Source organism: Capnocytophaga sp. oral taxon 336 str. F0502 (genome assembly GCF_000411575.1).
In the GTDB taxonomy this organism is placed as follows: domain Bacteria; phylum Bacteroidota; class Bacteroidia; order Flavobacteriales; family Flavobacteriaceae; genus Capnocytophaga; species Capnocytophaga ochracea.
In genome coordinates this window covers 150,160-174,528 of the sequence record NZ_KE150492.1, presented here as the reverse complement: position 1 = coordinate 174,528, position 24,369 = coordinate 150,160, and the positions used below count along the sequence as shown (strand labels likewise).

Below are 24,369 nucleotides of genomic sequence, written 5' to 3'. Positions count from 1 at the left end.
GATGGTAATATTTATCTTTTCTATAAAGATGAAAACAATCCACTAAGCTATCAAGTAATAAAGTATGATATCAGCACAAAAGAATGGCTTATTAATGGCTATCAAGAATGGAGAGTGCACAGTACTGAGGATAAAGGTTGGTAAAAGAAAAAACTATGAGAAACCTAACACTCTTTATCATAACATTAAATATTTTTGTTATGAACGCACAAGAATATAAACCAAGAGATGAAAAAAATCCTATTCAATTATCTGATGAGTATACTCTTTATCAAAAAGAAAGAAATATAGAGGACAAGGATATTGTAATTTGGGAACTTTATCTAAAAAAAGACAAAAAGTTAAGTTTGTTAGATAAACAAGAGGTAAAGAGAAATAATATAAAAAAAGCTCTTCCTTTCATTGATAAGGCTATTGAACAAGAGATTAATGATATTACAATGTTGATTCCTAACTTAATTGATGCTTATAAAGAAAAGCAAAATATTTTTGTTTTTCTTTACAAGGATAGAAGTGTAATGCTCCAAAATTACACTTTTAACGAAGAGAAAAAAACTTTTAAGATTAAAGAATATCCTTTAATCGCTATTGGAGGAGGAAGTGTAATGAATTTTGGAGTCTATAATATGGGGGTTCAAAAAATTATTTTCGATGATGATGTCGCTTTTGCAGAAGTAGCTGCTTCAAGACAGGTACTTGGAGGAGGAGGTTTAAAATTTCTAATGATTGAAAAGGATGAAGTAAGAGAACTAAAGTTTAAAGACAATTATAAAACCGTACGTTTTAAATCTTCTATTTCTTCGTTTGAAAAAGAATATCTTTCTAAAGAAATTAAAAACCAATTTGTAAAACATAAACTCCTTAAAGAAAAAGATAGATTTGTGTATTACGGATATTTAAAAGACAACCTTGCTGCAAATGTCCGTGGAGATGGTAATATTTATCTTTTCTATAAAGATGAAAACAATCCACTAAGCTATCAAGTAATAAAGTATGATATCAGCACAAAAGAATGGCTTATTAACGGCTATCAAGAATGGAGAGTGCACAGTACTGATGACAAAGGTTGGTAAAAAATAGAACAGTATGAAATCATCAGAAAAAATATTATTAGCCGGAGCGACCGGTTATTTAGGTCAGTTTATATTAGCTGAACTCTTAAAAAAAGAATACCCTACCCGCATTATAGTACGCAATAAGTCGAAAATAGCACCCGCCTTACTTACCCACCCGCTATTAGAAGTAGTTGAGGCTGAGGTAACTAAACCCAATACTTTACTCGGTGTGTGCGAGGGGGTTACCCAAGTGATTTCCGCTGTCGGAATTACTCGGCAGAAAGACAAACTCACCTACGAGCAAGTAGATTATGCAGCTAACAAGAACTTGCTTGATGAAGCACTGCGCTCAGGGGTACGTAAGTTCGTATATATTTCCGTATTAAACGGCGAAGCACTACGTCCTATTGCCATTGGGGCTGCCAAAGAGCGTTTTGTAGATACCCTTAAAACCAGTGGAATGGACTACTGTATCGTGCGTCCATCGGCTTTTTACAGCGATATAGCTACTATCTTTTCGATGGCAAAAGAAGGTAAAGTGCGCCTGTTTGGCAAAGGGCAATACGCTATGAATCCTATTCACGGCGAGGATTTAGCCGAGGTGTGTGTAGCGCAATTAGAGAGCTCCGAAAAGGAAGTGAATGTAGGAGGGGCTGAGGTGTTCACCCAGTATGAAATCGCTACTTTGGCTTTCGAGGTGTTACATAAGCCTGTGAAGGTCGGTTTTTTGCCTGATTGGGTACGGAAGTCTGTTTTGAAAATAGGCAAATATTTCTTACCTAAAAGTGCTTACGGCACTATAGAATTCGTTTTCACCGTAATGGCAATGGATTCGGTAGCGCCAATGAAGGTAGGAAAACATAGGTTGAAGGCATTTTTTGAGGGGCTTTAAAATAAATATTTGCATTTGTAGTATAAAATTACTATTTTTGCAGAGTTATTTTTTACCTCTATGCATCATATTCGTAAAAGCAAATGGAAAACTATTACCACCGTAGGCTTCGCTTTATTTGCGATGTTCTTTGGGGCGGGTAATCTTATATTACCTCCGTTCATAGGTTTAAGAACGGAAGGTGAATGGGGTATGGCGTTGTTAGGCTTTTTTATCACCGCTATTTTAGCTCCTTTTTTAGGGGTGTTAATGGTGGCTAAAACGGGCACTCACTTCACTGATTTAGGGAAGAAAACACACCCTTGGCTTATTAAAATCCTTACGTTATTAGTTATTTTATGCATAGGTCCTTTGGTAGCTATCCCACGCACCGCTGCTACTACTTTTGAAGTAGGTATACAGCCCTTATTACCTGCTTTTCCTAAGGTGTGGTTCATCGTTTTATTCTTTGCCGTTGTAACTGCATTATCTATATCGAAATCCAAGATTGTAAGCATTATAGGCAGGTTTCTCACTCCTTTTCTGCTGATAGTTTTAGTATTGCTTATTGTTTTAGGCGTATGCTTTCCCCCCGATAGTATTACCTCTACGGCATTTACAGCCACCGAAAGTTTTTCGTTAGGTTTCTTAGAAGGCTACCAAACAATGGATTTACTGGCTTCGGTTATCTTTGCAGGTATTGTTATTGCAGCAGTAATAGATAGTGGCTATACCTCACGCAATGAGCGTGTTTCTGTTACTTTTGCAGCTGGAATGCTTTCTACGCTCTGTTTGTTGTTTATTTATGGAGGGCTTATCTACTTAGGCGCCACTACCGATTACCCTTTAACTGATAGTGTACAACGCACTGAGCTTTTGTTACACATTTCTCATTCTGTTTTAGGAAAATGGGGTACTATCACTGTTGCTTTAGCTATTGGTTTTGCTTGTCTTACTACCGCTATTGCTCTTACATCAGCAGTGGGTTTGTTCTTTGAAGAAGTAACTCACCAACGCATCCCGTACAAAGCAGGTGCTATAGCCTGTACGCTTATTTCAGTAGTATTATCAATTAACACGGTGGATAATATCATCAATTATGCGATTTATATTCTGCTATTTATATACCCCATAGTCTCTACTCTCATTATAACCGTTTTAATCTTCGACCGCTTTGTAAATAGCAAATTACCCTATATTTTAAGCGTATTGGTCACTGCTATTATTTCCACTATTGATAGCTGTCAGACATTAGGACTTCCCTTTGATAAGCTTTATGAAATTAAAAGCCTATTACCTTTGAGCGATTACGGTTTAGAATGGTTTTTACCTGCCTTGCTAACTTTTATTATTACAGCTTTCATAAAAGGCTTTAAGAAGAAATAATTAGCGTATTATTTGCGGTTTTAGTATTTATTTGTACTTTTGCGCCGTCTCATAAGGGGTGCTGTAACAGGCTGAGATTATACCCATTGAACTTGAACGGATAATCCCGTTGAAGGAATGAAACTAAGCAATTGGAGCTTGTTTTTGCTTTTGGGTAGCATAAACAGGCTTTTTTATTTTATTAACACACCAAATAATAGCCTCTTTTATTTGTAAATATTTATTTTACAATGAAAAATGTACTTTTGTACACTGCTATTTGCCTTACTACATCGGCAATGGCACAACAGGCAATAGAGCCTGACTCTATCGTCCCTTCACCTAAGCCCATTCAGTTAGACGAAGTATTAGTATCGTCCGTGAGGGCTACCAAAAAACTTCCCGTAACCTTTTCTAACCTCTCTAAGAAGGAAATCAAGACCAAAAATTTCGGTCAGCAGTTGCCTTTGTTGTTAGGTCAGTTACCTAATGTAGTGAGCTATTCCGAAGATGGTTCAGGCTTTGGTAGTAGCAATATGTTTGTACGAGGGAGCGACTTGTACCGTACCAATGTTACTATCAACGGCATACCGCTCAACGACTCCGAATCACAAGGGGTTTTCTGGTATAATCTCTCCGATTTTGCTTCCTCAGCCGAGAGCATACAGTTGCAACGCGGAGTAGGTACTTCTTCTAATGGGGCAGGAGCTTTTGGCGCAAGTCTAAACGTTCTCACCGATGCTGTACAAGAGCAGGCATCAGGAGAACTCGCTAACTTCTACGGCAGTTATAATACTCACAAACACAGCCTTAAACTTTCCACCGGAAAACTCAACGACCGTTTTGAGCTCAGTGGACGCTTTTCTGTTATCAAGAGTGATGGCTATCGCGACCGCGCTTCCTCCGACCTTAAATCCTATTTCTTACAAGGCGCTTATAGCCACGGGGGGACGCTCATCAAAGGATTGGTATTTGGAGGCAAACAAAGTGTCTATCTCACTTATCTGGGAGTAGATAAGGAAACTTTGAATAGCAATCGTCGCTACAATCCTGCGGGTGAATACAAAGATACCGCTGGTAACAAACGTTTCTATGACAATGAAACCGATAACTATCAGCAAGACCACGCCCAACTGCACTGGACACAACAGTGGAATACGGCGTGGCATACGCAACTTTCCTTCCACTACACCAAAGGTAAAGGCTATTGGGAGAACTATGAGAAGAAAAAATATTCTAAGGTAGGTTTGCCCAAAGTGCTCGACGGAGCAGGCAAGGAGCAAAAAGCATACATCATTCACCAACAAGGATTAGACAACGATTTCTGGGGTACTACTTTTTCGGCGAACTATCAGAAAGATGGTGTGCAACTGCTCTTTGGAGGATTGCTCAATCGCTATGAAGGGTCGCATTACAAAGACTTGTTATGGGCAGAAAAAGCACCTTTTGTGTATGGCAATCGTTATAGCTACGAAGGGCTCAACACCAAAGAAGAAGTGGCAGGCTACGGGAAACTCACTTGGCAATTTGCCCCTAAATGGAGCCTGTTTGCTGATGTACAATTCCGTCACGTAGGGTATAAGGCGAATAAATACAAAATAGACGAAAGCCTTAACAGTTTCAACCCTAAGGCGGGTATTACCTTCTTCTTGAATGCACATAACGACCTTTACCTCTCTTATGCTCGTGCTACCAAAGAGCCTAACCGCTCCGATTACAAGAGTTATTACGAAGCCTTACAGGACGACCTTAATGCTAAAAAACCTATCGCCGAGAAGCTCAACGATATAGAACTCGGTTGGCGACTCACCACCCCCAAAGTGCGTTTGAATCTCAATGGTTATTATATGGGCTATGAAGACCAATTAGTGCTTTCAGGTAAGCTCAATAGCACCGGTTATCCTATCCGTGAGAATGTAGGCAAGAGCTATCGTGCAGGAATTGAAGCCGATGCGATGGTGCAACTCTCAGAACGTTGGTTGTGGTTGCCTAATATAGCTTTTAGCAAAAATATAAACAGAGATTATAAGAGTCAAGATGCTGAGGTAGCCACTCGCACCATTAGCTGGGGCGACACTCGCATTTCATATACTCCTGATATCATTATAGGTAATACGATTACTTTTATACCTATTGAGGGTTTTCAAATAGGTTTGATTTCTAAATATGTAGGTGCACAATATGTAGATAACACCGAGCGTGAGGAAGCAAAGCTTGATGCTTATTTCGTGAACAACCTCAGTCTGCAATACGAGTGGAAACCTAAAAGCACTTTCAAATCGGTATTGTTTTCGGTAATGGGGAATAACATTTTCAATACCAAATACACTCCTTACGGCGATAACGGCTATGGAATGGTGTATATTCCCGCTGCCGAAGCGAATTACTTAGCAGGGGTAACGCTCAGTTTTTAGGAGATAAAAGATAAAGTCTTCTATAGTTTTTGTTACTTTGTTTTGAAGTTTCCATTTCTTTTATTATCTTTGTCGCGAATAAAAAACAAACCTTATATGAGAAAGTTTTTACTCTTTATTCTATTGTTTTTTGCATTGCAAATAAGCGCTCAAGAAGCCTACACCAAAGGTGATGTATTTATTGATGCGCAAACAGGTGCTTCGTTTATAGGAGGTATTATAGGCGGAGGGGTACACTATGGGGCAACATCTCGTTTCTCGGTGGGAGCTGACTTTTCTAACCAGAGTTTTAATCTTAAAAGTAAATACGAAACTGCTTACGTACCTGAGTTCAGTGTGGACTTCCATTTTGACCATCGTATGACTACCGATTGGTATACAGGGCTTTCAATAGGGTATTGTTTTTGGCAAAGCGATACTCCTGACGGACATAGTTCAGGTGGTTGTGATAGTTCCTCCGATCCTAACCCGAAAAATTCAGAAGAGAACACCCTAATAATTTTGTATTGTGGAATGCACATTTAGGTTTTCGCTATTTTATCTTCAAAAGCGTAGGACTCAACGGACAAGTGGCTTTTGGAAATGCTCTTTCATTTAAAGTGGGGGTAAGTGTGAAAATCTGAAAATTTTAAGACTTTTTATATATAGGGTAGATATGCTTAGCTTATAGAAAGCTTATAGGAAGCTTGAACGAATCTTGGAAGATAGGTATACAAAGGCTATATAAAACATTGAATTTCATACTTTTATAAGTTTAAAATTTTTAAGGGAAAACTATATGATTTCTTAATTTTAGTAAAAATCTCTAAACTAAAAAATCGTTATTTAATTGTCTTCTATTTACAATTATTTACTATCTTTGCACTTCTAACAACAAAGATATCCTTATTGGTTATTTGTCATTTGTAATTTGTAATTAGTATTATGATTTTTTCTTTTCTTACAGACCTCGCTAAAAACAATAATAAAGAGTGGTTCGATGCTCATAAGGAGGCTTATGAATGTGCTAAATTAGAAGCTACATTGCTTTTCAATTATATTTATACTGGGCTTGCTGAGCACGACACCCTTGCGCCACTGAAAATATACCGCATCTATCGCGATTTGCGCTTTTCTAAAGACAAAACACCTTACAAGACGCACTTCGGTTGCTATATACAACGCAAACAACCGCATTACCGCGGTGGGTATTACGTGCATATTAGTCCGCAAGAGACCTTTATAGGGGGAGGTTTTTTCGACCCTAACAAAGAAGATTTATTGCGTATGCGTCAGGAAATTTCTCTCAATGCTGAGGATTTTCAAAAAGTGATGAATAGTGAGGGGATAAAGAAAGAGTTTGACGGGAAACTATGGGGTGACGAGGTGAAGACTGCCCCCAAAGGTTTTGAGAAAGACGACCCGATGATTACCTATTTGCGCAAAAAGCAGTTTCTCTTAAAACACGACTATACAAGACAAGAAGCCACAGCGAAGGACTTTGATAAGAAAGTAGTGCAGGGACTTTTGGCAATGCGTCCGTTTTTAGACTTTATGACAGAAGCTTTGATGACGGATTTGAATGGAGAAAGTTTGTTTTAGTTAAGAGGTAAAGCCAGCGACAGCTAGGTAAGTGTGATATGAAACTAACATTTAACAAAAAGTACTTTATATGGGCGTTGGCACTGTTGGGGGCAGAACTGCTTATTGCGACAGTGTTTAGCAGTATGGGCTTTATCAGAGGCTATATAGGCGATGTACTGGTGGTGATATTGCTGTACTACTTAGTGCTTTCGTTCGTGAAAGTGAAGCATAAGGATAAACTCATCTGGGGTATATTTGCCTTTGCGGTAGCCGTAGAAGTGATGCAGTACTTGGGTGTGGCTACTTATTTGGGCTTCACGAGAGGAAGCTTGGGGTATATCCTCTTAGGCAATCACTTTTCGTGGGCAGATGTGGTGTGCTACGCCATTGGTTGTCTTATTTTGCAATTCACAAGTAAGAATAAATAAAATGAGGATGAAAGGTTATTTCGCCCCTACATAATGTAACGCAAAGCAATTGTAAAATCGGGATAATATTATATTGAACTAAGGTTGTATTATTAGGATAAATGAAGAAAATATTAGTAACGGGGGGGGCAGGATTTGTAGGTTCTAATCTTTGTGAAGCTCTTGCCAAAGACCCTAACAACGAGGTCTATTCGTTAGACAATTATTTCACCGGTAAGCGTGAAAATCACGTAGAAGGGGTGCAATATATCGAAGGAAGTACCGAACATATCTTCGAACTTATCAGTTTTTCACCTGATATTATTTATCACTTAGGTGAATACTCACGGGTGGAACAGAGTTTTGAGGATATCGACAAGGTATTGTTGTTTAACAAAATAGGTACGCTGAAAGTATTAGAGTTTTCTCGCAAACACGGGGCTAAACTCGTATATGCGGGCAGTAGCACCAAGTTTGGTGACGGCGGTTTAGGCAAAGACCAAAGTCCGTATGCTTGGAGCAAATCGTCGAATACAGAGCTTATTAAGAACTACGGTATGTGGTATGAGCTCAACTATGCTATTGTGTATTTCTACAATGTTTATGGCAAACGCGAAATTAATACGGGGAAATATGCGACACTTATAGCACTCTTTAAGGAGAAGATGAGGAAAGGGGAGCCTCTCACGGTAGTAGCCCCAGGTACTCAACAGCGCAATTTTACGCATATAGATGATATAGTAGCGGGCTTACTCTTGGTAGGTGAAAAAGGTAAAGGCGACGGCTATGGTATTGGCAGTCCGGAGACTTATACAGTTTTAGAAATCGCTCAGCTTTTTGGGGGCGAGATACAAATGCTACCGGAGCGCAAAGGTAACCGTATGACTGCTGAAGTTATTACCCAAAAAACAGAAGCTTTGGGCTGGCAAGCGAAGAAGCATATTAAAGAATATATAGAACTATTGTCAATTGATAATTAACAATTAACAAGCGGGAAATGAAAATGGCTATTACAGGGGCGAGTACCCTAGCAGCTGAGGCACTCTCTCTTCACAATAATATTCCACAAGGGCGACTTTCTGACCGTGACCAAAAACTTATAGAACAACTCAGAGCTTCTAATTCTGCTTATGAGCCCTTAGACCCCACCGTTCTTTATGCCTTACATACTGCACGAAGAGCTGTTGCACAAGCAGGCTGGCAAGGAGTTCGTTTTGGCATCAATATAGGGTCGTCGCGAGGAGCAACAATGTTGTTTGAAAAGCATTTTAGTCATTTTCTGAAAGAAGGCAGTTGCCAAACCTTAGCTTCGCCTACTACTACTTTGGGCAATATCAGCACTTGGGTAGCGCAGGATTTGAGCAATGAGGGTTTTGAGCTCTCACATTCTATTACTTGCTCTACCGCTTTACACGGCGTTGCCAATGCCATTGCGTGGTTAGAGAGTGATATGGAAGACCGCTTCTTGGTAGGTGGTAGCGAGGCACCTCTTACCCCTTTTACAATTGCACAAGTGAAAGCTCTGAAAATATACAGTAGTCTGCCTTTGCCTTATCCTTGTCGTGCAATGGATATGAGCAAAAAACAAAGCACTATGGTGTTAGGAGAGGGGGCAGGTTGTTTCTGTTTAGAAAAAGGAGAGCGTGCTAATGCCTTAGCCTATATCGTAGGAATAGGCTTTGCTACTGAAAAGCTCACTCATAGCGTATCGCTCTCTAAAAACGGACAGTGTTTGCAAGATGCTATGCATCGTGCTTTGACAAGTGCTGGGAATCCTAAGATAGATGTGATTGTAACCCATTGTACCGGTACTATCAAAGGTGACCAAGCTGAACTCAACGCTATAGAAGCGGTTTTTGGCGAAGAAAAACCTCTACTCACCAATAATAAATGGCAACACGGACATACCTATGGGGCGAGTGGAGCACTCAACCTCGCAATGGCAATACAAATGTTACAGAATAACCGTTTTGAGGGGGTGCCTTATCTCAGTTATCCCGAATCTGTACCTGATAAACTCGAACATATATTAATTAATGCGGTAGGATTTGGCGGAAATGGAATAAGTGTGATAGTGAAAAAGTGAAAAAAGCAAAGTAAAAAGTAGTATATTTATAAAATGATAAATCTATGATAATAAGTAGGTTTGTATTTTTTAAAAGTAAAAAATAAGAATATTTGTACGAAAAAGATTGTGTTTCAAAAAAAAAGTGTTACTTTTGCCGGCAGTAATTATTATCAAATTATAAAAAAAGAAAATTATGTCAGACATTGCATCAAGAGTTAAAGCCATTATCGTTGATAAATTAGGCGTAGACGAAAATGAAGTAACCGCAGAAGCGAGCTTCACTAACGACTTAGGAGCTGATTCATTAGACACTGTTGAATTGATTATGGAGTTTGAAAAAGAATTTGATATTCAAATTCCAGATGACCAAGCTGAAAACATTGCAACTGTAGGTCAAGCAATCAAATATATTGAAGACGCTAAACAATAATTGGCTCATAGGCAGTAGGCTATCAACGTATATACTTGGTAGCTTACTGCTTAATGCTTTTTGCTCTAAACCTAAATGCTAAAAAGTTGAAACTAATATGGAGAAAAGACGTGTTGTAGTTACAGGTATAGGGGCTCTTACCCCTATAGGTAATACCGCCCAAGAGTTTTGGGAAGGACTCGTAGCCGGCAAGAGCGGTGCTGCGCCTATTACCCATTTCGATGCTTCAAAGTTTAAGACAAAGTTTGCTTGCGAAGTAAAGAACTTTAATGTCGAGGATTTTATAGACAAAAAAGAAGCACGTAAGCTCGATAAATTTGCTCAATATGCCTTAGTGGTTGCTGATGAAGCCGTAAAAGATGCTCATCTTGATATGGATACACTAGATAAAGACCGCATAGGGGTAATTTGGGGCTCAGGTATTGGGGGGTTAGAAACTTTCCAAAATGAGGTAATCAACTTCAACGAAGGCGATGGTACGCCACGCTTTAATCCATTCTTTATACCTAAAATGATAGCTGATATCGCAGCAGGTGTGATTTCTATACGGTATGGTTTTAGGGGGCCTAACTTCACTACAGTCTCAGCGTGTGCCTCTGCAGCTAATGCTATGATAGATGCGTTAAACTACATTCGTTTTGGCTATGCTGATATGATGGTATCAGGTGGTTCGGAAGCAGCGGTTACTATTGCTGGAATCGGTGGTTTCAACGCCTTGCACGCCCTTTCTACTTTCAATGAAGACCCTGCTAAAGCTTCTCGTCCGTTTGATGCTAATCGCGATGGTTTTGTATTAGGCGAAGGAGCGGGAGCAGTAGTGCTTGAAGAGTACAATCACGCAGTGGCTCGTGGAGCTACTATCTACTGCGAATTAGCAGGAGGAGGTCTCTCTGCTGATGCTTACCATATGACGGCACCTCACCCTGAAGGACTTGGTGCTAAAAACGTAATGATTAACTGTCTTAAAGACGCAGGAGTATCAGTGAACGAAGTAGATGCTATCAATATGCACGGTACCTCTACTCCATTAGGAGACATTGCTGAATCTAAGGCAGTCTTAGATGTATTTGGTGAGCACGCTTACGATATCAATATTAACTCTACTAAATCGATGACGGGGCACTTGCTAGGAGCTGCGGGAGCAATAGAAGCGGTAGCGTCTATTCTCGCTATCAAACACAGCATCGTTCCTCCTACCATCAACTTTGAACATCCCGATGAAAAAATAGATCAACGCCTGAACTTCACCTTCAACAAAGCGCAACACCGCGACGTGAAAGTAGCGATGAGCAATACCTTTGGTTTCGGTGGACACAATGCGTGCTTATTATTCAAAAAGATATAAACTATAAGTGTTCGGCTTAAAGAAAATATTAACTTTTCCCCGTCTTATTCCTAAGAAGAAAGACGGGATTTTTTATACTAAAATCAAAGAGCTTTTAGGATTCCCTCCTAAAAACTTATCGTATTACAGCGAGGCTTTTACACACCCTTCTTACCAATTCCAAAAAGCGACACGTAAGAGCTATGAGCGCCTTGAATTTCTGGGTGATGCGATTCTTGGCGCCGTGATAGCCGACTATATTTTCACCAATGCTCCTGAACAAGATGAAGGCTATCTTACCAAAATGCGCTCTAAAATTGTAGAACGTCGCAATCTTAACCAGTTGGGTAAAGATATGAGGCTCTTGGACTTCTTGCGTACTAAACTTACTCCGCGACAATTAGGTAATAATATCACTGGTAACCTCTTCGAGGCACTCATAGGGGCAATTTATTTAGACAGAGGTTATAAGGCTTGTTTTAAGTTCATTGAGCGTGAACTTATCTTGCCGTATATCAACATCAAGAATTTAGAAGGAAAGGTTATTAGCCATAAGAGTTTGCTGATAGAATGGTGTCAAAAACATAAGTTAGACTTTGCTTTTGAGGCTGAAGAAGATATAGAAGATTGTTCTGAGACTAAGTTTTTCGTTGCTAAAGTGCACGTACAAGGCTTTTCGGTAACTCGGGCGCGTTCTACGTCTAAGAAAAAAGCTGAAGAGATTGCTGCCAAACGCGCTTGTTATAAGATTCAGGGTAAACAACATCATAAATTAGATGTACAATGAAAATCCTTCTCCTCTCCGATACTCATTCGTATATAGACGATCGCATATTGCACTACGCCAGCGAGGCAGACGAAGTGTGGCATTGTGGCGATTTTGGTAACCTGGCAGTGATAGAGGCGTTGCAAGCCGTAAAACCTTTGCGTGGGGTTTATGGTAATATCGATGGCATAGAGATACGGCAGCAGTTCCCTGAAGTAAATCGGTTTGCTTGTGAGGGCGTGGAGGTACTGATGATACACATAGGCGGTTACCCTAATAAATACAGTCCGTTGGCAAAACAAGAAATCCTAACTTGCCCTCCTAAACTCTTCATCTCGGGGCATTCACATATTCTAAAAGTACAATACGATAAGCAGTTTCAGTTGCTACACCTCAACCCAGGAGCCGCTGGTCTTTATGGTTGGCAAACCGTGCGTACGATGCTTCGTTTTGAGATAGAAGCAGGAGAGATTAAAAACTTAGAGATTATAGAGTTAGCTCGTAGCACGACAGGTAATGAGTAAAAATAAAAATTGCTAATTAGTAAAATCTTTTATACTTTTGTTCCGAATTTAAAACTTTATTCCAATGAAAAGAATATTATTAATAGCACTTTCTGTGATAGCTTTCACGGCGTGCACTAAAAAAGACAATGAGGATACTAAGCATCCTAAAGAATTACAAGGTACTTGGGTTTATGAAAATTCAAAGCTACCTGATGGTAAGTTATTCACTGAGATTATTACTTCTAAACAAATGCAGTGTGCCAAAGAAAACAAGTACATTTTCTATGGTGAATTTTTCACCTCGGAGGAGCACACTCTTAAAGGAGATGATTGTGAAAAAAAGAAAGCCACGGTAAAATATTTTGTAGAAAATAGCAAATTGTGCTTACAAGGGGCTAATGGAGTGGTTCTTAAAGCTTATGATATTGTTAGTATTACCCCTACACAATTTATTTTTAAATACGACAATGAATTTAAAGCTTTTTTGCGCTCTCAAATACCTTATGACCCTACTCTTAAAGAAAAAGGCTATACCATTGATGATATTTTGAATGTAACGATTACCTATCGGAAACAATAAATAGAAATAGGCTGTCCCTTAACCGGACAGCCTATTTTGTTTCTTCTCTATTGTCTTTCATTACTAATTTTTACTGCTTTCCCTATTAGGGTAGTAGAAGTACAATCTGTAATTTTTACCATTACAAAATCGCCTATTTTATAATCTTCTTTGGGGAATACTACTACGGTATTCTGACTATTGCGCCCCATCCACTCTTTATCCGATTTTTTAGAGTTTCCCTCTATAAGCACTTCTACCGTTTTGCCTATTTGTGCTTGAGTGCGGTACAAGCTGTGTTTTTGTTGCAGGTCGATAATCTCAGCAAGACGGCGTTTCTTTACTTCTTCGGGTACATCATCTTCTATTTTGCGTGCTGCTAATGTACCAGGACGCTCCGAATAAGCAAACATAAACCCAAAATCATACTTCACATATTCCATTAGCGAAAGTGTATCTTGGTGGTCTTCTTCAGTTTCGGTGGGGAAACCAGCAATCATATCCTGCGAAATAGCACACTCAGGAATGCGTTCGCGTATGCTGTCTATCAACGCGAAATATTCTTCGCGAGTATGGAGGCGGTTCATTGCTTTCAAGATGCGATTGCTACCGCTCTGTACGGGCAGGTGGATATACTTGCAGATGTTAGGGTGTTTTGCCATCGTATCAATCACATCGAGGGTTATATCCTGCGGATTGGAAGTAGAAAAGCGGATACGCATTTCAGGCTGAGCTGTTGCCACCATATCGAGGAGTTTAGCGAAGTTGATAGCGGTGGCTTGTTGCATCTCACTTGCTTTGCTGAAATCCTTTTTGAGCCCGCCTCCATACCAAAGGTAACTATCCACATTCTGCCCCAGTAGGGTAACCTCTTTGAAACCACGCGCTTGGAGGTCGGCGATTTCGTTAAGGATAGAATAAGGGTCGCGACTGCGTTCACGTCCGCGAGTGAAAGGTACAATGCAGAAAGTACACATATTGTCACAACCGCGCGTAATAGACACAAAAGCTGTTACACCGTTGCTATTGAGACGAATAGGTGGAATATCGGCATAGGTTTCGTCCTTAGAGAGAATCACATTTACCGCTTCACGACCTTCTTCCACTTCTTCAAGTAGGTTAGGTAAATCCTTATAAGCATCAGGACCTACCACCATATCCACTATTTTTTCTTCTTCGAGGAAGGCGTGTTTTACCCTTTCGGCCATACAGCCCAATACGCCCACTTTCATAGCAGGTTTCTTGCGTTTGTACACATTAAACTGCTCCAAACGCTTGCGAATAGTCTGTTCTGCCTTTTCGCGCACTGAGCAGGTGTTGATAAGTACCAAATCGGCTTCATCAACAGTATCAGTGGTATTATATCCCGCTTTGGAGAGAATAGAAGCTACAATTTCACTGTCGGAGAAGTTCATTTGGCAACCGTAACTCTCGATATATAGTTTTTTAGAATTGTTATTATCAGCTTGTAAAACAAGACTTTGTCCTTGTTTACTTTCGTCTATTTCTTTAGCCATAGAGGTTTGAGTTTCTGAATTGAGGGCGCAAAGATAAAGATAATTTGGCAATTAGCCAATTTGTCAGTGTGCCAATTCTACCATTAAGGGCAATTGGTGAAATAAAATTATTGTCAAAAAGTTTTGTGTATATCACTTTTTTGTTGTACCTTTGAGGCTTGAATAAAATTATTGTAGTTTTAGATATATGAAAACCATAGACAATTTTAATTTTGCGGGCAAGAAAGCCCTTATTCGCGTGGACTTTAATGTGCCATTGGACGAAAATTTTAAAGTAACCGATAACACTCGTATTGAGGCTGCGAAACCTACTATCGAGAAAATCCTCAAAGATGGAGGAACTGCAGTACTTATGAGCCACTTAGGTCGCCCTAAAGGGGAACGCAACGACAAGTATTCTTTGCGTCACATTGTAAGTGAAGTGGAAAAAGTATTAGGTAAAAAAGTGATTTTTGTAGATGATTGCGTAGGCGAAGTAGCCGAAAAAGCGGTAGCAGCTGCTCCTGCTGGTAGTGTGGTATTACTTGAAAACTTGCGTTTTCATAACGAAGAAGAAAAAGGAGATGAAGCATTCTCTAAACAGCTTGCTAAACTCGGCGATATCTATGTGAACGACGCTTTTGGTACCGCTCACCGCGCTCACGCTTCGACTACTATTGTAGCGAAATTCTTCCCTAACCAGAAATGCTTTGGTTACCTTCTTGCTAAAGAGATTGAAAGTATTGATAAAGTGATGAAGAACGGTGAAAAACCTGTAACTGCTATCCTTGGTGGTTCAAAAGTTTCTTCTAAAATCACTATTATCGAAAATATCTTAGATAAAGTGAACCACCTTATCATAGGTGGGGGTATGGCTTATACTTTCATCAAAGCACAAGGCGGAAAAGTAGGTAGTTCTATCTGCGAAGACGATAAACTTGACCTTGCACTTGATATCCTTGCCAAAGCCAAAGCTAAAGGAGTAGAAGTACACTTGCCTATAGACGTAGTAGCTGCTGACGCTTTCGATAACAACGCCAAAACACAAGTAGTACCTGTAAATGCTATTCCCGATGGTTGGGAAGGATTGGACGCAGGACCTAAGACTCTTGAAAACATCGAATCGGTATTGCTTAAATCGAAAACTATTTTGTGGAATGGTCCTATCGGAGTATTTGAAATGCCTAACTTCGCTAAAGGTACCATAGCCGTAGGTGATTACGTGGCTGAAGCTACTAAAAAAGGTGCTTTCTCACTCGTAGGAGGTGGCGACTCGGTAGCTGCTGTAAAACAATTTGGTTTTGAGCATAAAGTAAGTTATGTTTCTACCGGTGGTGGAGCGATGCTTGAAAGCCTTGAAGGATTGGTACTTCCTGGTATTGCAGCTATTAACGAATAGTTAAAATATAGAAAAAGAAAAAGAGGTAACTAGAAATTAACTTAGTTACCTCTTTTTTATATCTTCATTATTTCTTCCCTGTTACTTGGGTGATAAGGTTCATTTTCTTCTTCTTATTTTGCTGTTTTTGGTATTCATCGAACTGCATTAACAAGTTGTTATTAGCACGGATGAGCGCATTGGTTTCTAATAAAATACTAAAATATAATTTAGTAGTTTTATGACTGGTTTCGGTAGTGCGAATACGGTCGATTTGTTTTTGTACCATCTTTGACACTTCGTTTTTCAACACCTTACAATCTTCGAAAATTACGTGTAACTTGTTATAGTCTGAACCTTTGAATATTTCGGCTTCTGCCTTAAACACATCTTCCATCTTATCGGAAATGTATTTTAAGTCACGTAGCTGATTAAATTTGAGGTTCTTGTGATTGTTGTTTACGTGTTCATAACTATTGAGTGTAATAGCCGTGAGACATTGTGCCATATCCTGCAAACAGTCCAAAATAAGGATATAAAACTTGCTGGACGCCACTGAACTTTCATTCAGCGATTTGATAAAGTAGTATACATTACCTTTCAGCTCATCGAGTTCTTTTTCGAGTTTTTTAGCATTCTTTTTGTTTTTGGTGAGTTTCCCTAAATCTTGAGTACCGAGATTCTTCACCACTTTGCTATAAAGCTGGTCGATGCGGAAAATCGTTTCGGATACATAGTTAGAGCTTTCTTTGATGACACCGCCAATGGTAGCCAAGTCGGCACGCTCAAAGCGTTTGCCTTGTGCTTTGGCTTTCTGTTTATTGCGGTAGATAATTGCGTTGCGAATGAGCACAAAGCCTACTACCATTATCATCACAATAAGCCCAATCACGCTTCCGTAATACAATATGCCTGCTACTAAAAATGCCCCGATAAAGGCAACAATAGCTGTTAAAAACCAACCGCCGATTACGTTCAGTACCCCTGCCACGCGATATACAGCACTATCGCGCCCCCAAGCTCTATCGGCAAGGGAAGAACCCATTGCTACCATAAAGGTTACATAAGTAGTAGAAAGTGGGAGCTTAAAGGAAGTACCAATGGCAATTAAACTACTGGATACCACGAGGTTGATAGCAGCACGCACGAGGTCGAAAGCAGGAAGGTCTTCTTCTTTTACATTAGGGTCAGGTTCAGGTTTTTCAAAACGGTGGTCTATTTTGTTGCTAATCGACTTTGGCATTATGAAGTTTACGGCATTGGCACAAATCACTGTAATACGCACCAAGAATCGCGATAAGAAGTTAGAAGAAAACTTCTCTTCACCTCCTTCGTTTTGACGAGATAGATTGACGCCTGTATCGATTACGTGACGTGCTTTTTTGGAAAACCAAAGGGTGAGAATCATTACAAAACCGGTAAGCAATAGCAAGGCGGTAGGAGTAGAGATTTGTCCATCGGCTAAAGCCCCCATTAACAAGCCGTCGTGAGCTACTCCTGAATTATGCCATATATCATACGACTGATAAGCCGCTACCGGTACCCCTATGAAGTTCACTAAGTCGTTACCCGCAAAAGCCATTGCCAAAGCAAAAGTACCGCTGAGAATAATTACCCTAAAAATATTTACTTTCATACGGATAAGCACTTGTGAGAGTACCGAATAGAAAATAAAACAGCCAATGAGTAGTGGCACTATATTCGTGTCTATCCACGCAATGGCTTCTTTAGGAATGAAAGCGACGTCTTTGAGTCCTTTAAAGATAATGAAGTAGGAAAGCCCTGTAAGCGAGAGCCCGCCGAACACACCTCCTACATATTTTATATTTTCTTGATATTTAAATGAGAATACTAATCGGGCTAAATATTGCACAATCGTACCGACTGTAAAAGCGATGGCTACCGAGGTGAAAATACCGGTGATAATTTTGCCTGCTTCGCTTGTATTGATATAGTTGAAAGCGTTAAAAAGCGATTCGTCACTCATAAACGTTTTGATAGTGGCGACACACATCGCAGCGCCCAAGAGTTCGAATACGATAGAAACGGTTGTGGAAGTAGGTAGACCGATAGAGTTGAAGAGGTCGAAGAGGAGGATATCGGCAAGAATAACCGACATAAAGATAACCATTACCTCATCGAAATAGAAGAGCTGAGGGTTAAAGATGCCTTTACGTGCGATTTCCATCATTCCGCTAGAAAAGACGGCACCAATGGCTACCCCCACGCTGGCGACTATCATAATGGTGCGAATGGTGGCTACTTTGGAGCCTACGGCAGAGTTAAGAAAGTTAGCTGCATCGTTACTCACACCCACCACCAAATCGATAACGGCGAGCACCAAGAACACGAACAGCATAAAGATGTACACCTGTTCCATAACACTATATCAGTTTTACGACGCAAAAGTACGAAACATTTTTTAATTAGCAAAATGGGGGTTAGGTTTTACTAATTGGGGGTTGGTAATTGGATTTTTTGGAGTATCATAAGATACCGAAAGATAACGGAAGAGGTGATTCAGGTAAAAAGTAAAAGGTAAGAGGTAAAATGGGTATGGTTAGCTTATAGAGAGCTTATAGGAAGCTTATACGAATCTTGGACGATTGGTATAGAAAGGGTGTATAAAAAGTTGATTCAGAATATAATATAATAACGCTAAAAATGTTAAAAACGGGTTTCGAGGCGAAAGAAAAAGAATCCTCACCCCGTCCCTCTCCCAAGGAGAGGGGGTGTAGGGATGAGTAACTAATAACGAATGATGAAGGTAATGTGGTGAAAACATCTTCTTATACGCATACTCTGCTATCTTTGTGTACATACTCAGTTGTCCCTAGCTATCTTCAAAGGAGGAATTGTAGCGACCAAAAGGGAGTTATCAGATGTCTGAGAGAGACTCGCAGTAGAGGGACAATAGAGACGCAAGGGGAGTTGTGGTGATGATCATATCGGACTAACGTTGATTGATGTGGGTTTGATAGACTATTTTATTGCTAATTGTAAATTGTTTTGTATCTTTGTCGCATTAATGATTAACCATTTATAACTCATTATTAACTATTATGAAACATTTACTATTAAGCCTTTTAGCTTCCTTATGCACCATAGGAGTCAAGGCACAAGAAAAACTTCCTAATGTTATCTTTATTTTGGCTGACGATTTAGGTTACGGCGATATAGAGCCTTACGGTCAGCAAATTATCAAAACACCCCAACTCAGCAAACTCGCTGATGAAGGAATGAAGTTTACTCAGTTTTATACAGGTACATCTGTGTGCGCGCCCTCTCGTGCTTCGTTTATTACAGGGCAAACTACGGGTGAAACGCACATACGCGGTAATGAAGAAGTGCGTGAGCCAGTAGATGGGCAAGCACCTTTACTTGCTAACGACCCATCGGTAGCACAACTTTTTAAGAAAGCAGGCTATAATACGGGTTGTTTTGGTAAATGGGGTTTAGGTATCGTTCCTTCTGAAGGGAATCCGCTAAAACAAGGGTTTGATACCTTTTTTGGTTATAACTCGCAGTTCCGCGCTCATCGCCGTTATCCTGCTTTCTTGTGGCACGACAATGAAAAGGTGCTCATTCCTGAAAACGGAAATTATGAGCGCCAAGAGGTTTATGGCGAAGACCTCATACAAGAAAAAATATTGGATTATATAGGCAAACAAACAGCTGAAAAGCCTTTCTTTATGTGGCTTACTTATACACTCCCACACGCCGAATTGGTAGTGCCTCACGACAGTATTTACGCTTCGTACGAATATCTCCCCGAGAAACCTTATAAAGGGGTAGATTACGACAAGATTACTCCTAAACCTTTTGGCTGGGCAGGTTATATGTCGCAACCGCATACTTATGCCACTTATGCGGCTATGGTGAGTCGGTTAGACAAGTATTTGGGAGAAATACGCAAGCTCCTTAAAGTTAAAGGGCTTGATGAGGATACCATTATCATCTTTGCGAGCGACAATGGGGCACATCGCGAAGGTGGTGCTGACCCTAAGTTCTTCAACTCCTCAGCAGGATTGAGAGGTATTAAACGCGACTTGTACGAAGGCGGTATACGTACCCCTTACATTGTGTATTGGAAAGGCAAGATAAAGGCAGGTAGCGTAAGCGACCACATAGGGGCTTTTTGGGATATGATGCCTACCTTTGCTGAGATTACGCATCAGAAGTATGTGCCTAATAGGCATCAGGTGTCGTTTTTACCTACGCTTTTAGGGAAGAAACAACAGCAACAGCATAAATACCTTTATTGGGAGTTTCACGAAATGGGAGGTAGACAAGCAGTGCGTTATAAAAACTGGAAAGGAGTACGTCTAAACGTGAATAAAGATAAAAAGGCTCCTATTGAGTTGTACGACCTTACTACTGACCCTGCTGAACAGCACAACCTCGCTGAGAAATATCCTAAGATAGTGAAGAAAATAGAGCGATTTATGGAACAAAGCCATACGTGCTCAGAGCTCTTTCCTTTTGATTGGGAGACAAAGAAATAAAACTTACTAAGGAGGAAGAAAGATAACTTAAAAGCCTTTACCTAATCAGTATTTAGGTAAAGGCTTTTAAGTATAAGTATTATAGACCTTAAAAATGCTCTAAGAAGTAGGTTTAATGAGCTTTTTCATCTATTTTATTCTGCTTGGAGTCATAAGTAAAAGGCACTTTCCAAGTGATTAATAGTGCAGGAATAGTGCAAATCATTACCAATAAGAAGAAGTGTTGATATCCTAAATATTTACTTAGAAAACCACTAATCATACCAGGAACCATCACTCCTAAGTTCATCAGGCTATTGGCGAAAGCATAGTGAGCCATTTGGTATTTACCAGGAGCTATTTGTTGCATCATAAAGAGGGTAAGACCTACAAAACCGAAGCCATAACCAAAGTACTCACCTACAATTCCCAAAGCAATAGTAGGCAAGTGAGAGGGCAAGAAATAAGCAAAGAGCAGGTAAACTACAAATGGAATATTAAAAGCACACGCCAAAGTGAAAAGAGCTTTGCACAACCCTACACGAGAGACGAAATAGCCAGCTGAAATAGAGCCTACAATAAAAGCAATAACTCCCGCAGTACCGTATACTAAGCCATATTCTTGTTCGGTGAGCCCTAAGCCTCCTTTATCAGTTTTAGCAATGAGGAAAAGAGGAGCTATCTTCATAGCTAATCCTTCTGCAAAACGGTATAAGAAGATAAAAAACAAATAATAAAAAATATATTTCTTTCGGAAGAAAGCTACAAAAATACCCCATAGTTCTTTCATTTTTACATTAAAATCACCAGCTTGCTGAGGTTTAGTATCTTTTGGCAAAGCATAAAGGTGATATAGACCTACGAGACCTAAAATAGCAGCACAAATGCTAAGAATCAGTTGCCAAGAAGCAATTACACTCATACCTTTTGCTTTTACGAGCCAACCTGCTAAGAAGATAAGACCACCATTGGCAAGCACTTTTGCTAAGTTGTAGAAAGCACCTTGCCAGCCAGAATATACACTTTGGGTAGCTGTGTCCAATTGTTCCATATACATTCCGTCACCTGCAATATCGTGAGTAGAACCGCTAAGGGCAATCACTCCTAATAAGGCTAAACACACAGTGAAAAAGTTGGGCAGAGGTAACGAAAAGACAATACAACCGAATAAAGCTGCTGATACTAATTCGGTAATGACAATGTATTGTTTTTTAGTACCATAGAGCTCCATTATTACACTGATAACAGGTTTTAATGACCAAGGTAAGATGAGTAAAGAAGTCCAAAAAGCGTTCTGGTCGTCAGGAATACCTAATCCTTTGAAGATAATAGGAAAAACTAATGAAAGCATCACAAAGGGAAGCCCCATAGCGAAATAGGTGGTAGGCACCCAAGTAATAGGATTTTTCTTTTTCATAATGGTTGTTTATATTACTTCATTTTAAAAATCAGACAAAAGTACAAAATAATTACAAATTGGCAAGTTAGCAGATTAGCAAGTTTGAAAATACCCTAAATATACCAAAATAACTTATCAATTAAGTACTTTAAGTGCGGTTATTATTCTTTTGTTTTCTTAGCATTCATTGCTTTATAGAAGGCAGCGCGACTGAGAGGCTCATAGCTATCGGCTTCTCCTAACAAGCGTTGCTGGTCGTTAGAAACTTTGCGAAAACTATAATTGGCGAGGTTGCCGGTACGCGTACAAACAGCGTGTACCTTAGTAACATACTCGGCAGTAGCCATCAAGAAGGGCATAGGTCCGAAAGGCTTTCCTTTATAGTCCATATCGAGTCCTGCTACGATTACACGTACCCCGCGATTGGCGAGCTCATTGCACACGTGTACTATCTCGTCGTCGAAAAACTGTGCTTCGTCTATACCCACCACATCGCAACCATCGGCAAGAAGCATAATACTGGCGGCGGCTTCTACGGGTGTAGAAGGAATTTCATTAGCGTTGTGCGATACGATATTGGTATCATCATAACGCGTGTCGAAACTGGGTTTAAATATCTCTACCTTCTGTTTTGCAAATTGGGCACGACGTAATCGGCGAATCAGTTCTTCGGTTTTGCCTGAGAACATCGACCCGCATATTACTTCTATCCAGCCTGTCTTTTCGTTGTCGTTTACTGTATTCTCTAAAAACATCACTTAAAAAGTATATAGTACTCCTACTCCTAATACTTGCTTGAACTGAGTGCGTGCGCCATAGTTGTGCACTTCACCATTAGGTGCTTTGTACGAATAAAACTTCACATCGTCGTCGTATTTGATATGCACCCCTATACGCGCCTGCACGTAGTTATTTACCTTCAAGTTGAGATTAGTTTCCCAATCTACATCTATATTTCCGAAGTTTTTAAGGTAATCGCCATAGAAGTTGAAGGAAGTATTGAGTATCATATTCTCCATCACTTTCTTGTCCCAGCGACCGGACACTGAAAAACCGAGTTCGTTATGAGTACGCTTACCCTTTTTCAGAATAGTACCGTCAGGAGCACGCTGGGCTCTTTCTACCCCGAAAGCACCTTCATCGGCTAAACGTTGGTCGAGTACAGCAGTAGTTTTAAGCGTGATAGGCGAAAGGAAAATACTGAATTTTATCTTTGAAGGAGCATATTCAGTACCCAAACCAAAGGTGATATAAGCAGGGGCAAAGAATTTGGAGATAGGCTTTTCTACATCGGGATAGTTGTACCCGTTGCTAATTTGTGAAAGAAACTGATAGCGCGCCGTGTAATACCAAAACGACTGTGAGTCGCCTCGATAGCCAAACGATGAGATGAGTGAGAGTTTATCGTCGGTCTTGCGCACTTCGCGTCCTTTTTGAGCGTTAATACCGTAGTTGATTTCTAATTCGTTGTCCCAAAAGAAAGTGCGTTCGGTATAACGACGACGGAATTTGGCATTAAATATCCCCGAAATAGAACTTTCTCCTCCTGCACTCCAATTAGAAAAAGCTACCTCGCTCATATTAAGGCTCACTTGATTAAATTTGAACCATTTTTGTTGTGCTAATTTAAAACGGTTGAAAGTGAACTTTAACGCTTCGGTATCTTTCATTACCTTTACCGTATCGGACTTTACAGGGGCTTCGTACGTTCTTGCTTTGCGCACTTGCCCAAAAGCGGTAAAGGAGGTAAGAAACAGTAGAACAATGAGTTTTTTCATACAGAGAATCGTGCTAAATATTTCAGGGTGCAAAGGTAATGATAATTTGCTAATTTGGCAATTAGCAAATGAACTAATAAATGTAAAATGGAATGAATATAGCTGTTGGATACTTGACAGACAAAGCGTAATGAAAATATAATAGTAGGGGAGAGGTATAGAATGAGAAGTAATTATCAGATTAGCAAAATAGAAGATTGACAGATTGCTGAAAAAATCTTAATGTTTGTTAAATGTATGTATTTTTTTCAATTATTAAAAAGAAAAATATAATATAGTCTCTTACACCCTAAAAAGAGTTAAAATATTATTATTCAGTTAAATAAAAGATTTATCATACTTGTCTCTTCACTGAAGCTTAACCGAAGGAAGAGCGAACCTAAGACGAAGGAAAGGTGTTAGTTAGTTGAATGTCAATAGGAAGAAAGGGCTTTTAAAACTGTTGAGAAAAAAGTGTTAAAAACGTGAAATGGTTGAAGAAAAAGCAGTTTTTGTTCTTTCACATA

At 39.7% G+C, this 24,369-nt stretch carries 20 protein-coding genes, 1 pseudogene and 1 riboswitch; of the genes and pseudogenes, 16 read left to right on the top strand and 5 right to left on the bottom strand.

Annotation, left to right across the window (positions count from 1 at the left end; genetic code table 11):
* The first annotated feature begins 200 nt into the window (after positions 1-200).
* From HMPREF1528_RS10595 to HMPREF1528_RS10530, 14 genes and pseudogenes are all read left to right on the top strand, one after another.
* Positions 201-1,073 carry a hypothetical protein gene (locus HMPREF1528_RS10595; RefSeq protein WP_016479741.1) on the top strand — a complete coding sequence of 291 codons (873 nt, stop codon included), beginning with the start codon at positions 201-203 and terminating at the stop codon, positions 1,071-1,073.
* 13 nt (positions 1,074-1,086) lie between these two features.
* Positions 1,087-1,947: an SDR family oxidoreductase gene (locus HMPREF1528_RS10590; RefSeq protein WP_016479740.1), complete on the top strand. Its 861-nt coding sequence runs from the start codon at positions 1,087-1,089 to the stop codon at positions 1,945-1,947.
* A 60-nt stretch (positions 1,948-2,007) separates the two neighbouring features.
* On the top strand, positions 2,008-3,312 hold the full coding sequence (gene brnQ, locus HMPREF1528_RS10585; RefSeq protein WP_016479739.1) for a branched-chain amino acid transport system II carrier protein: 1,305 nt from the start codon (positions 2,008-2,010) through the stop codon (positions 3,310-3,312).
* Positions 3,313-3,356: 44 nt separating this feature from the next.
* Positions 3,357-3,447, top strand: a riboswitch (TPP riboswitch).
* A gap of 95 nt (positions 3,448-3,542) precedes the next feature.
* A complete protein-coding gene (locus HMPREF1528_RS10580) occupies positions 3,543-5,705 on the top strand; it encodes a TonB-dependent receptor (RefSeq protein WP_016479738.1) in 2,163 nt (720 codons plus the stop codon).
* 96 nt (positions 5,706-5,801) lie between these two features.
* Positions 5,802-6,328: pseudogene (locus tag HMPREF1528_RS10575) on the top strand (hypothetical protein).
* A 301-nt stretch (positions 6,329-6,629) separates the two neighbouring features.
* On the top strand, positions 6,630-7,286 hold the full coding sequence (locus HMPREF1528_RS10570) for a DUF2461 domain-containing protein (protein WP_016479736.1): 657 nt from the start codon (positions 6,630-6,632) through the stop codon (positions 7,284-7,286).
* Positions 7,287-7,324: 38 nt separating this feature from the next.
* On the top strand, positions 7,325-7,696 hold the full coding sequence (locus tag HMPREF1528_RS10565; RefSeq protein ID WP_009417662.1) for a DUF2809 domain-containing protein: 372 nt from the start codon (positions 7,325-7,327) through the stop codon (positions 7,694-7,696).
* Positions 7,697-7,797: 101 nt separating this feature from the next.
* Complete coding sequence (locus HMPREF1528_RS10560) at positions 7,798-8,655, top strand: NAD-dependent epimerase/dehydratase family protein (protein ID WP_016479735.1); 858 nt, start codon at positions 7,798-7,800, stop codon at positions 8,653-8,655.
* Positions 8,656-8,672: 17 nt separating this feature from the next.
* The gene (locus tag HMPREF1528_RS10555; RefSeq protein WP_016479734.1) at positions 8,673-9,761 is read left to right on the top strand and encodes a beta-ketoacyl synthase N-terminal-like domain-containing protein; all 1,089 of its coding nucleotides are present in this window, start codon (positions 8,673-8,675) and stop codon (positions 9,759-9,761) included.
* Positions 9,762-9,936: 175 nt separating this feature from the next.
* Entirely contained in the window at positions 9,937-10,173 is a 237-nt protein-coding gene (locus tag HMPREF1528_RS10550) for an acyl carrier protein (RefSeq protein WP_002675303.1), read from the top strand.
* Positions 10,174-10,270: 97 nt separating this feature from the next.
* Positions 10,271-11,518: a beta-ketoacyl-ACP synthase II gene (gene fabF / locus HMPREF1528_RS10545; RefSeq protein WP_009417598.1), complete on the top strand. Its 1,248-nt coding sequence runs from the start codon at positions 10,271-10,273 to the stop codon at positions 11,516-11,518.
* A 7-nt stretch (positions 11,519-11,525) separates the two neighbouring features.
* Entirely contained in the window at positions 11,526-12,284 is a 759-nt protein-coding gene (gene rnc / locus HMPREF1528_RS10540; RefSeq protein ID WP_009417665.1) for a ribonuclease III, read from the top strand.
* The gene (locus HMPREF1528_RS10535) at positions 12,281-12,787 is read left to right on the top strand and encodes a metallophosphoesterase family protein (protein ID WP_016479733.1); all 507 of its coding nucleotides are present in this window, start codon (positions 12,281-12,283) and stop codon (positions 12,785-12,787) included. The genes rnc and HMPREF1528_RS10535 overlap by 4 nt, the downstream gene beginning before the upstream one ends.
* Positions 12,788-12,851: 64 nt before the next feature.
* Positions 12,852-13,349: a hypothetical protein gene (locus tag HMPREF1528_RS10530; protein WP_016479732.1), complete on the top strand. Its 498-nt coding sequence runs from the start codon at positions 12,852-12,854 to the stop codon at positions 13,347-13,349.
* A 47-nt stretch (positions 13,350-13,396) separates the two neighbouring features.
* Here HMPREF1528_RS10530 and miaB read toward each other — a convergent pair whose 3' ends face one another.
* Positions 13,397-14,845 (bottom strand): tRNA (N6-isopentenyl adenosine(37)-C2)-methylthiotransferase MiaB, encoded by a 1,449-nt coding sequence (gene miaB, locus HMPREF1528_RS10525; protein ID WP_016479731.1) that lies wholly within the window; start codon positions 14,843-14,845, stop codon positions 13,397-13,399.
* A 187-nt stretch (positions 14,846-15,032) separates the two neighbouring features.
* Here miaB and HMPREF1528_RS10520 point away from each other — a divergent pair, with 187 nt between their 5' ends.
* Positions 15,033-16,223 carry a phosphoglycerate kinase gene (locus HMPREF1528_RS10520; protein WP_016479730.1) on the top strand — a complete coding sequence of 397 codons (1,191 nt, stop codon included), beginning with the start codon at positions 15,033-15,035 and terminating at the stop codon, positions 16,221-16,223.
* A gap of 67 nt (positions 16,224-16,290) precedes the next feature.
* On the opposite strand, the gene HMPREF1528_RS10515 is transcribed toward HMPREF1528_RS10520, so the two are convergent.
* Positions 16,291-18,582 carry an inorganic phosphate transporter gene (locus HMPREF1528_RS10515; protein WP_016479729.1) on the bottom strand — a complete coding sequence of 764 codons (2,292 nt, stop codon included), beginning with the start codon at positions 18,580-18,582 and terminating at the stop codon, positions 16,291-16,293.
* 682 nt (positions 18,583-19,264) lie between these two features.
* On the opposite strand from HMPREF1528_RS10515, the gene HMPREF1528_RS10510 reads away from it, so the two are divergent.
* Positions 19,265-20,707, top strand: coding sequence for an arylsulfatase (locus tag HMPREF1528_RS10510; protein ID WP_016479728.1), 1,443 nt, complete (start codon positions 19,265-19,267; stop codon positions 20,705-20,707).
* 112 nt (positions 20,708-20,819) lie between these two features.
* On the opposite strand, the gene HMPREF1528_RS10505 is transcribed toward HMPREF1528_RS10510, so the two are convergent.
* The 3 genes from HMPREF1528_RS10505 to HMPREF1528_RS10495 form a co-directional block, all read right to left on the bottom strand.
* Complete coding sequence (locus tag HMPREF1528_RS10505; RefSeq protein ID WP_016479727.1) at positions 20,820-22,103, bottom strand: MFS transporter; 1,284 nt, start codon at positions 22,101-22,103, stop codon at positions 20,820-20,822.
* Positions 22,104-22,246: 143 nt separating this feature from the next.
* Positions 22,247-22,840, bottom strand: coding sequence for a thymidine kinase (locus HMPREF1528_RS10500; RefSeq protein WP_009417664.1), 594 nt, complete (start codon positions 22,838-22,840; stop codon positions 22,247-22,249).
* A 3-nt stretch (positions 22,841-22,843) separates the two neighbouring features.
* Positions 22,844-23,863 (bottom strand): DUF3078 domain-containing protein, encoded by a 1,020-nt coding sequence (locus HMPREF1528_RS10495; RefSeq protein ID WP_016479726.1) that lies wholly within the window; start codon positions 23,861-23,863, stop codon positions 22,844-22,846.
* Positions 23,864-24,369: the final 506 nt, after the last annotated feature.

Excerpts from the sequence above, each read along its gene's own strand:
- HMPREF1528_RS10595 (WP_016479741.1), top strand. The coding sequence starts at position 201 with ATGAACGCACAAGAATATAAACCAAGAGATGAAAAAAATCCTATTCAA.
- HMPREF1528_RS10590 (WP_016479740.1), top strand. The coding sequence starts at position 1,087 with ATGAAATCATCAGAAAAAATATTATTAGCCGGAGCGACCGGTTATTTA.
- brnQ (WP_016479739.1), top strand. The coding sequence starts at position 2,008 with ATGCATCATATTCGTAAAAGCAAATGGAAAACTATTACCACCGTAGGC.
- HMPREF1528_RS10580 (WP_016479738.1), top strand. The coding sequence starts at position 3,543 with ATGAAAAATGTACTTTTGTACACTGCTATTTGCCTTACTACATCGGCA.
- HMPREF1528_RS10570 (WP_016479736.1), top strand. The coding sequence starts at position 6,630 with ATGATTTTTTCTTTTCTTACAGACCTCGCTAAAAACAATAATAAAGAG.
- HMPREF1528_RS10565 (WP_009417662.1), top strand. The coding sequence starts at position 7,325 with ATGAAACTAACATTTAACAAAAAGTACTTTATATGGGCGTTGGCACTG.
- HMPREF1528_RS10560 (WP_016479735.1), top strand. The coding sequence starts at position 7,798 with ATGAAGAAAATATTAGTAACGGGGGGGGCAGGATTTGTAGGTTCTAAT.
- HMPREF1528_RS10555 (WP_016479734.1), top strand. The coding sequence starts at position 8,673 with ATGAAAATGGCTATTACAGGGGCGAGTACCCTAGCAGCTGAGGCACTC.
- HMPREF1528_RS10550 (WP_002675303.1), top strand. The coding sequence starts at position 9,937 with ATGTCAGACATTGCATCAAGAGTTAAAGCCATTATCGTTGATAAATTA.
- fabF (WP_009417598.1), top strand. The coding sequence starts at position 10,271 with ATGGAGAAAAGACGTGTTGTAGTTACAGGTATAGGGGCTCTTACCCCT.
- HMPREF1528_RS10535 (WP_016479733.1), top strand. The coding sequence starts at position 12,281 with ATGAAAATCCTTCTCCTCTCCGATACTCATTCGTATATAGACGATCGC.
- HMPREF1528_RS10530 (WP_016479732.1), top strand. The coding sequence starts at position 12,852 with ATGAAAAGAATATTATTAATAGCACTTTCTGTGATAGCTTTCACGGCG.
- miaB (WP_016479731.1), bottom strand. The coding sequence starts at position 14,845 with ATGGCTAAAGAAATAGACGAAAGTAAACAAGGACAAAGTCTTGTTTTA.
- HMPREF1528_RS10520 (WP_016479730.1), top strand. The coding sequence starts at position 15,033 with ATGAAAACCATAGACAATTTTAATTTTGCGGGCAAGAAAGCCCTTATT.
- HMPREF1528_RS10515 (WP_016479729.1), bottom strand. The coding sequence starts at position 18,582 with ATGGAACAGGTGTACATCTTTATGCTGTTCGTGTTCTTGGTGCTCGCC.
- HMPREF1528_RS10510 (WP_016479728.1), top strand. The coding sequence starts at position 19,265 with ATGAAACATTTACTATTAAGCCTTTTAGCTTCCTTATGCACCATAGGA.
- HMPREF1528_RS10505 (WP_016479727.1), bottom strand. The coding sequence starts at position 22,103 with ATGAAAAAGAAAAATCCTATTACTTGGGTGCCTACCACCTATTTCGCT.
- HMPREF1528_RS10500 (WP_009417664.1), bottom strand. The coding sequence starts at position 22,840 with ATGTTTTTAGAGAATACAGTAAACGACAACGAAAAGACAGGCTGGATA.
- HMPREF1528_RS10495 (WP_016479726.1), bottom strand. The coding sequence starts at position 23,863 with ATGAAAAAACTCATTGTTCTACTGTTTCTTACCTCCTTTACCGCTTTT.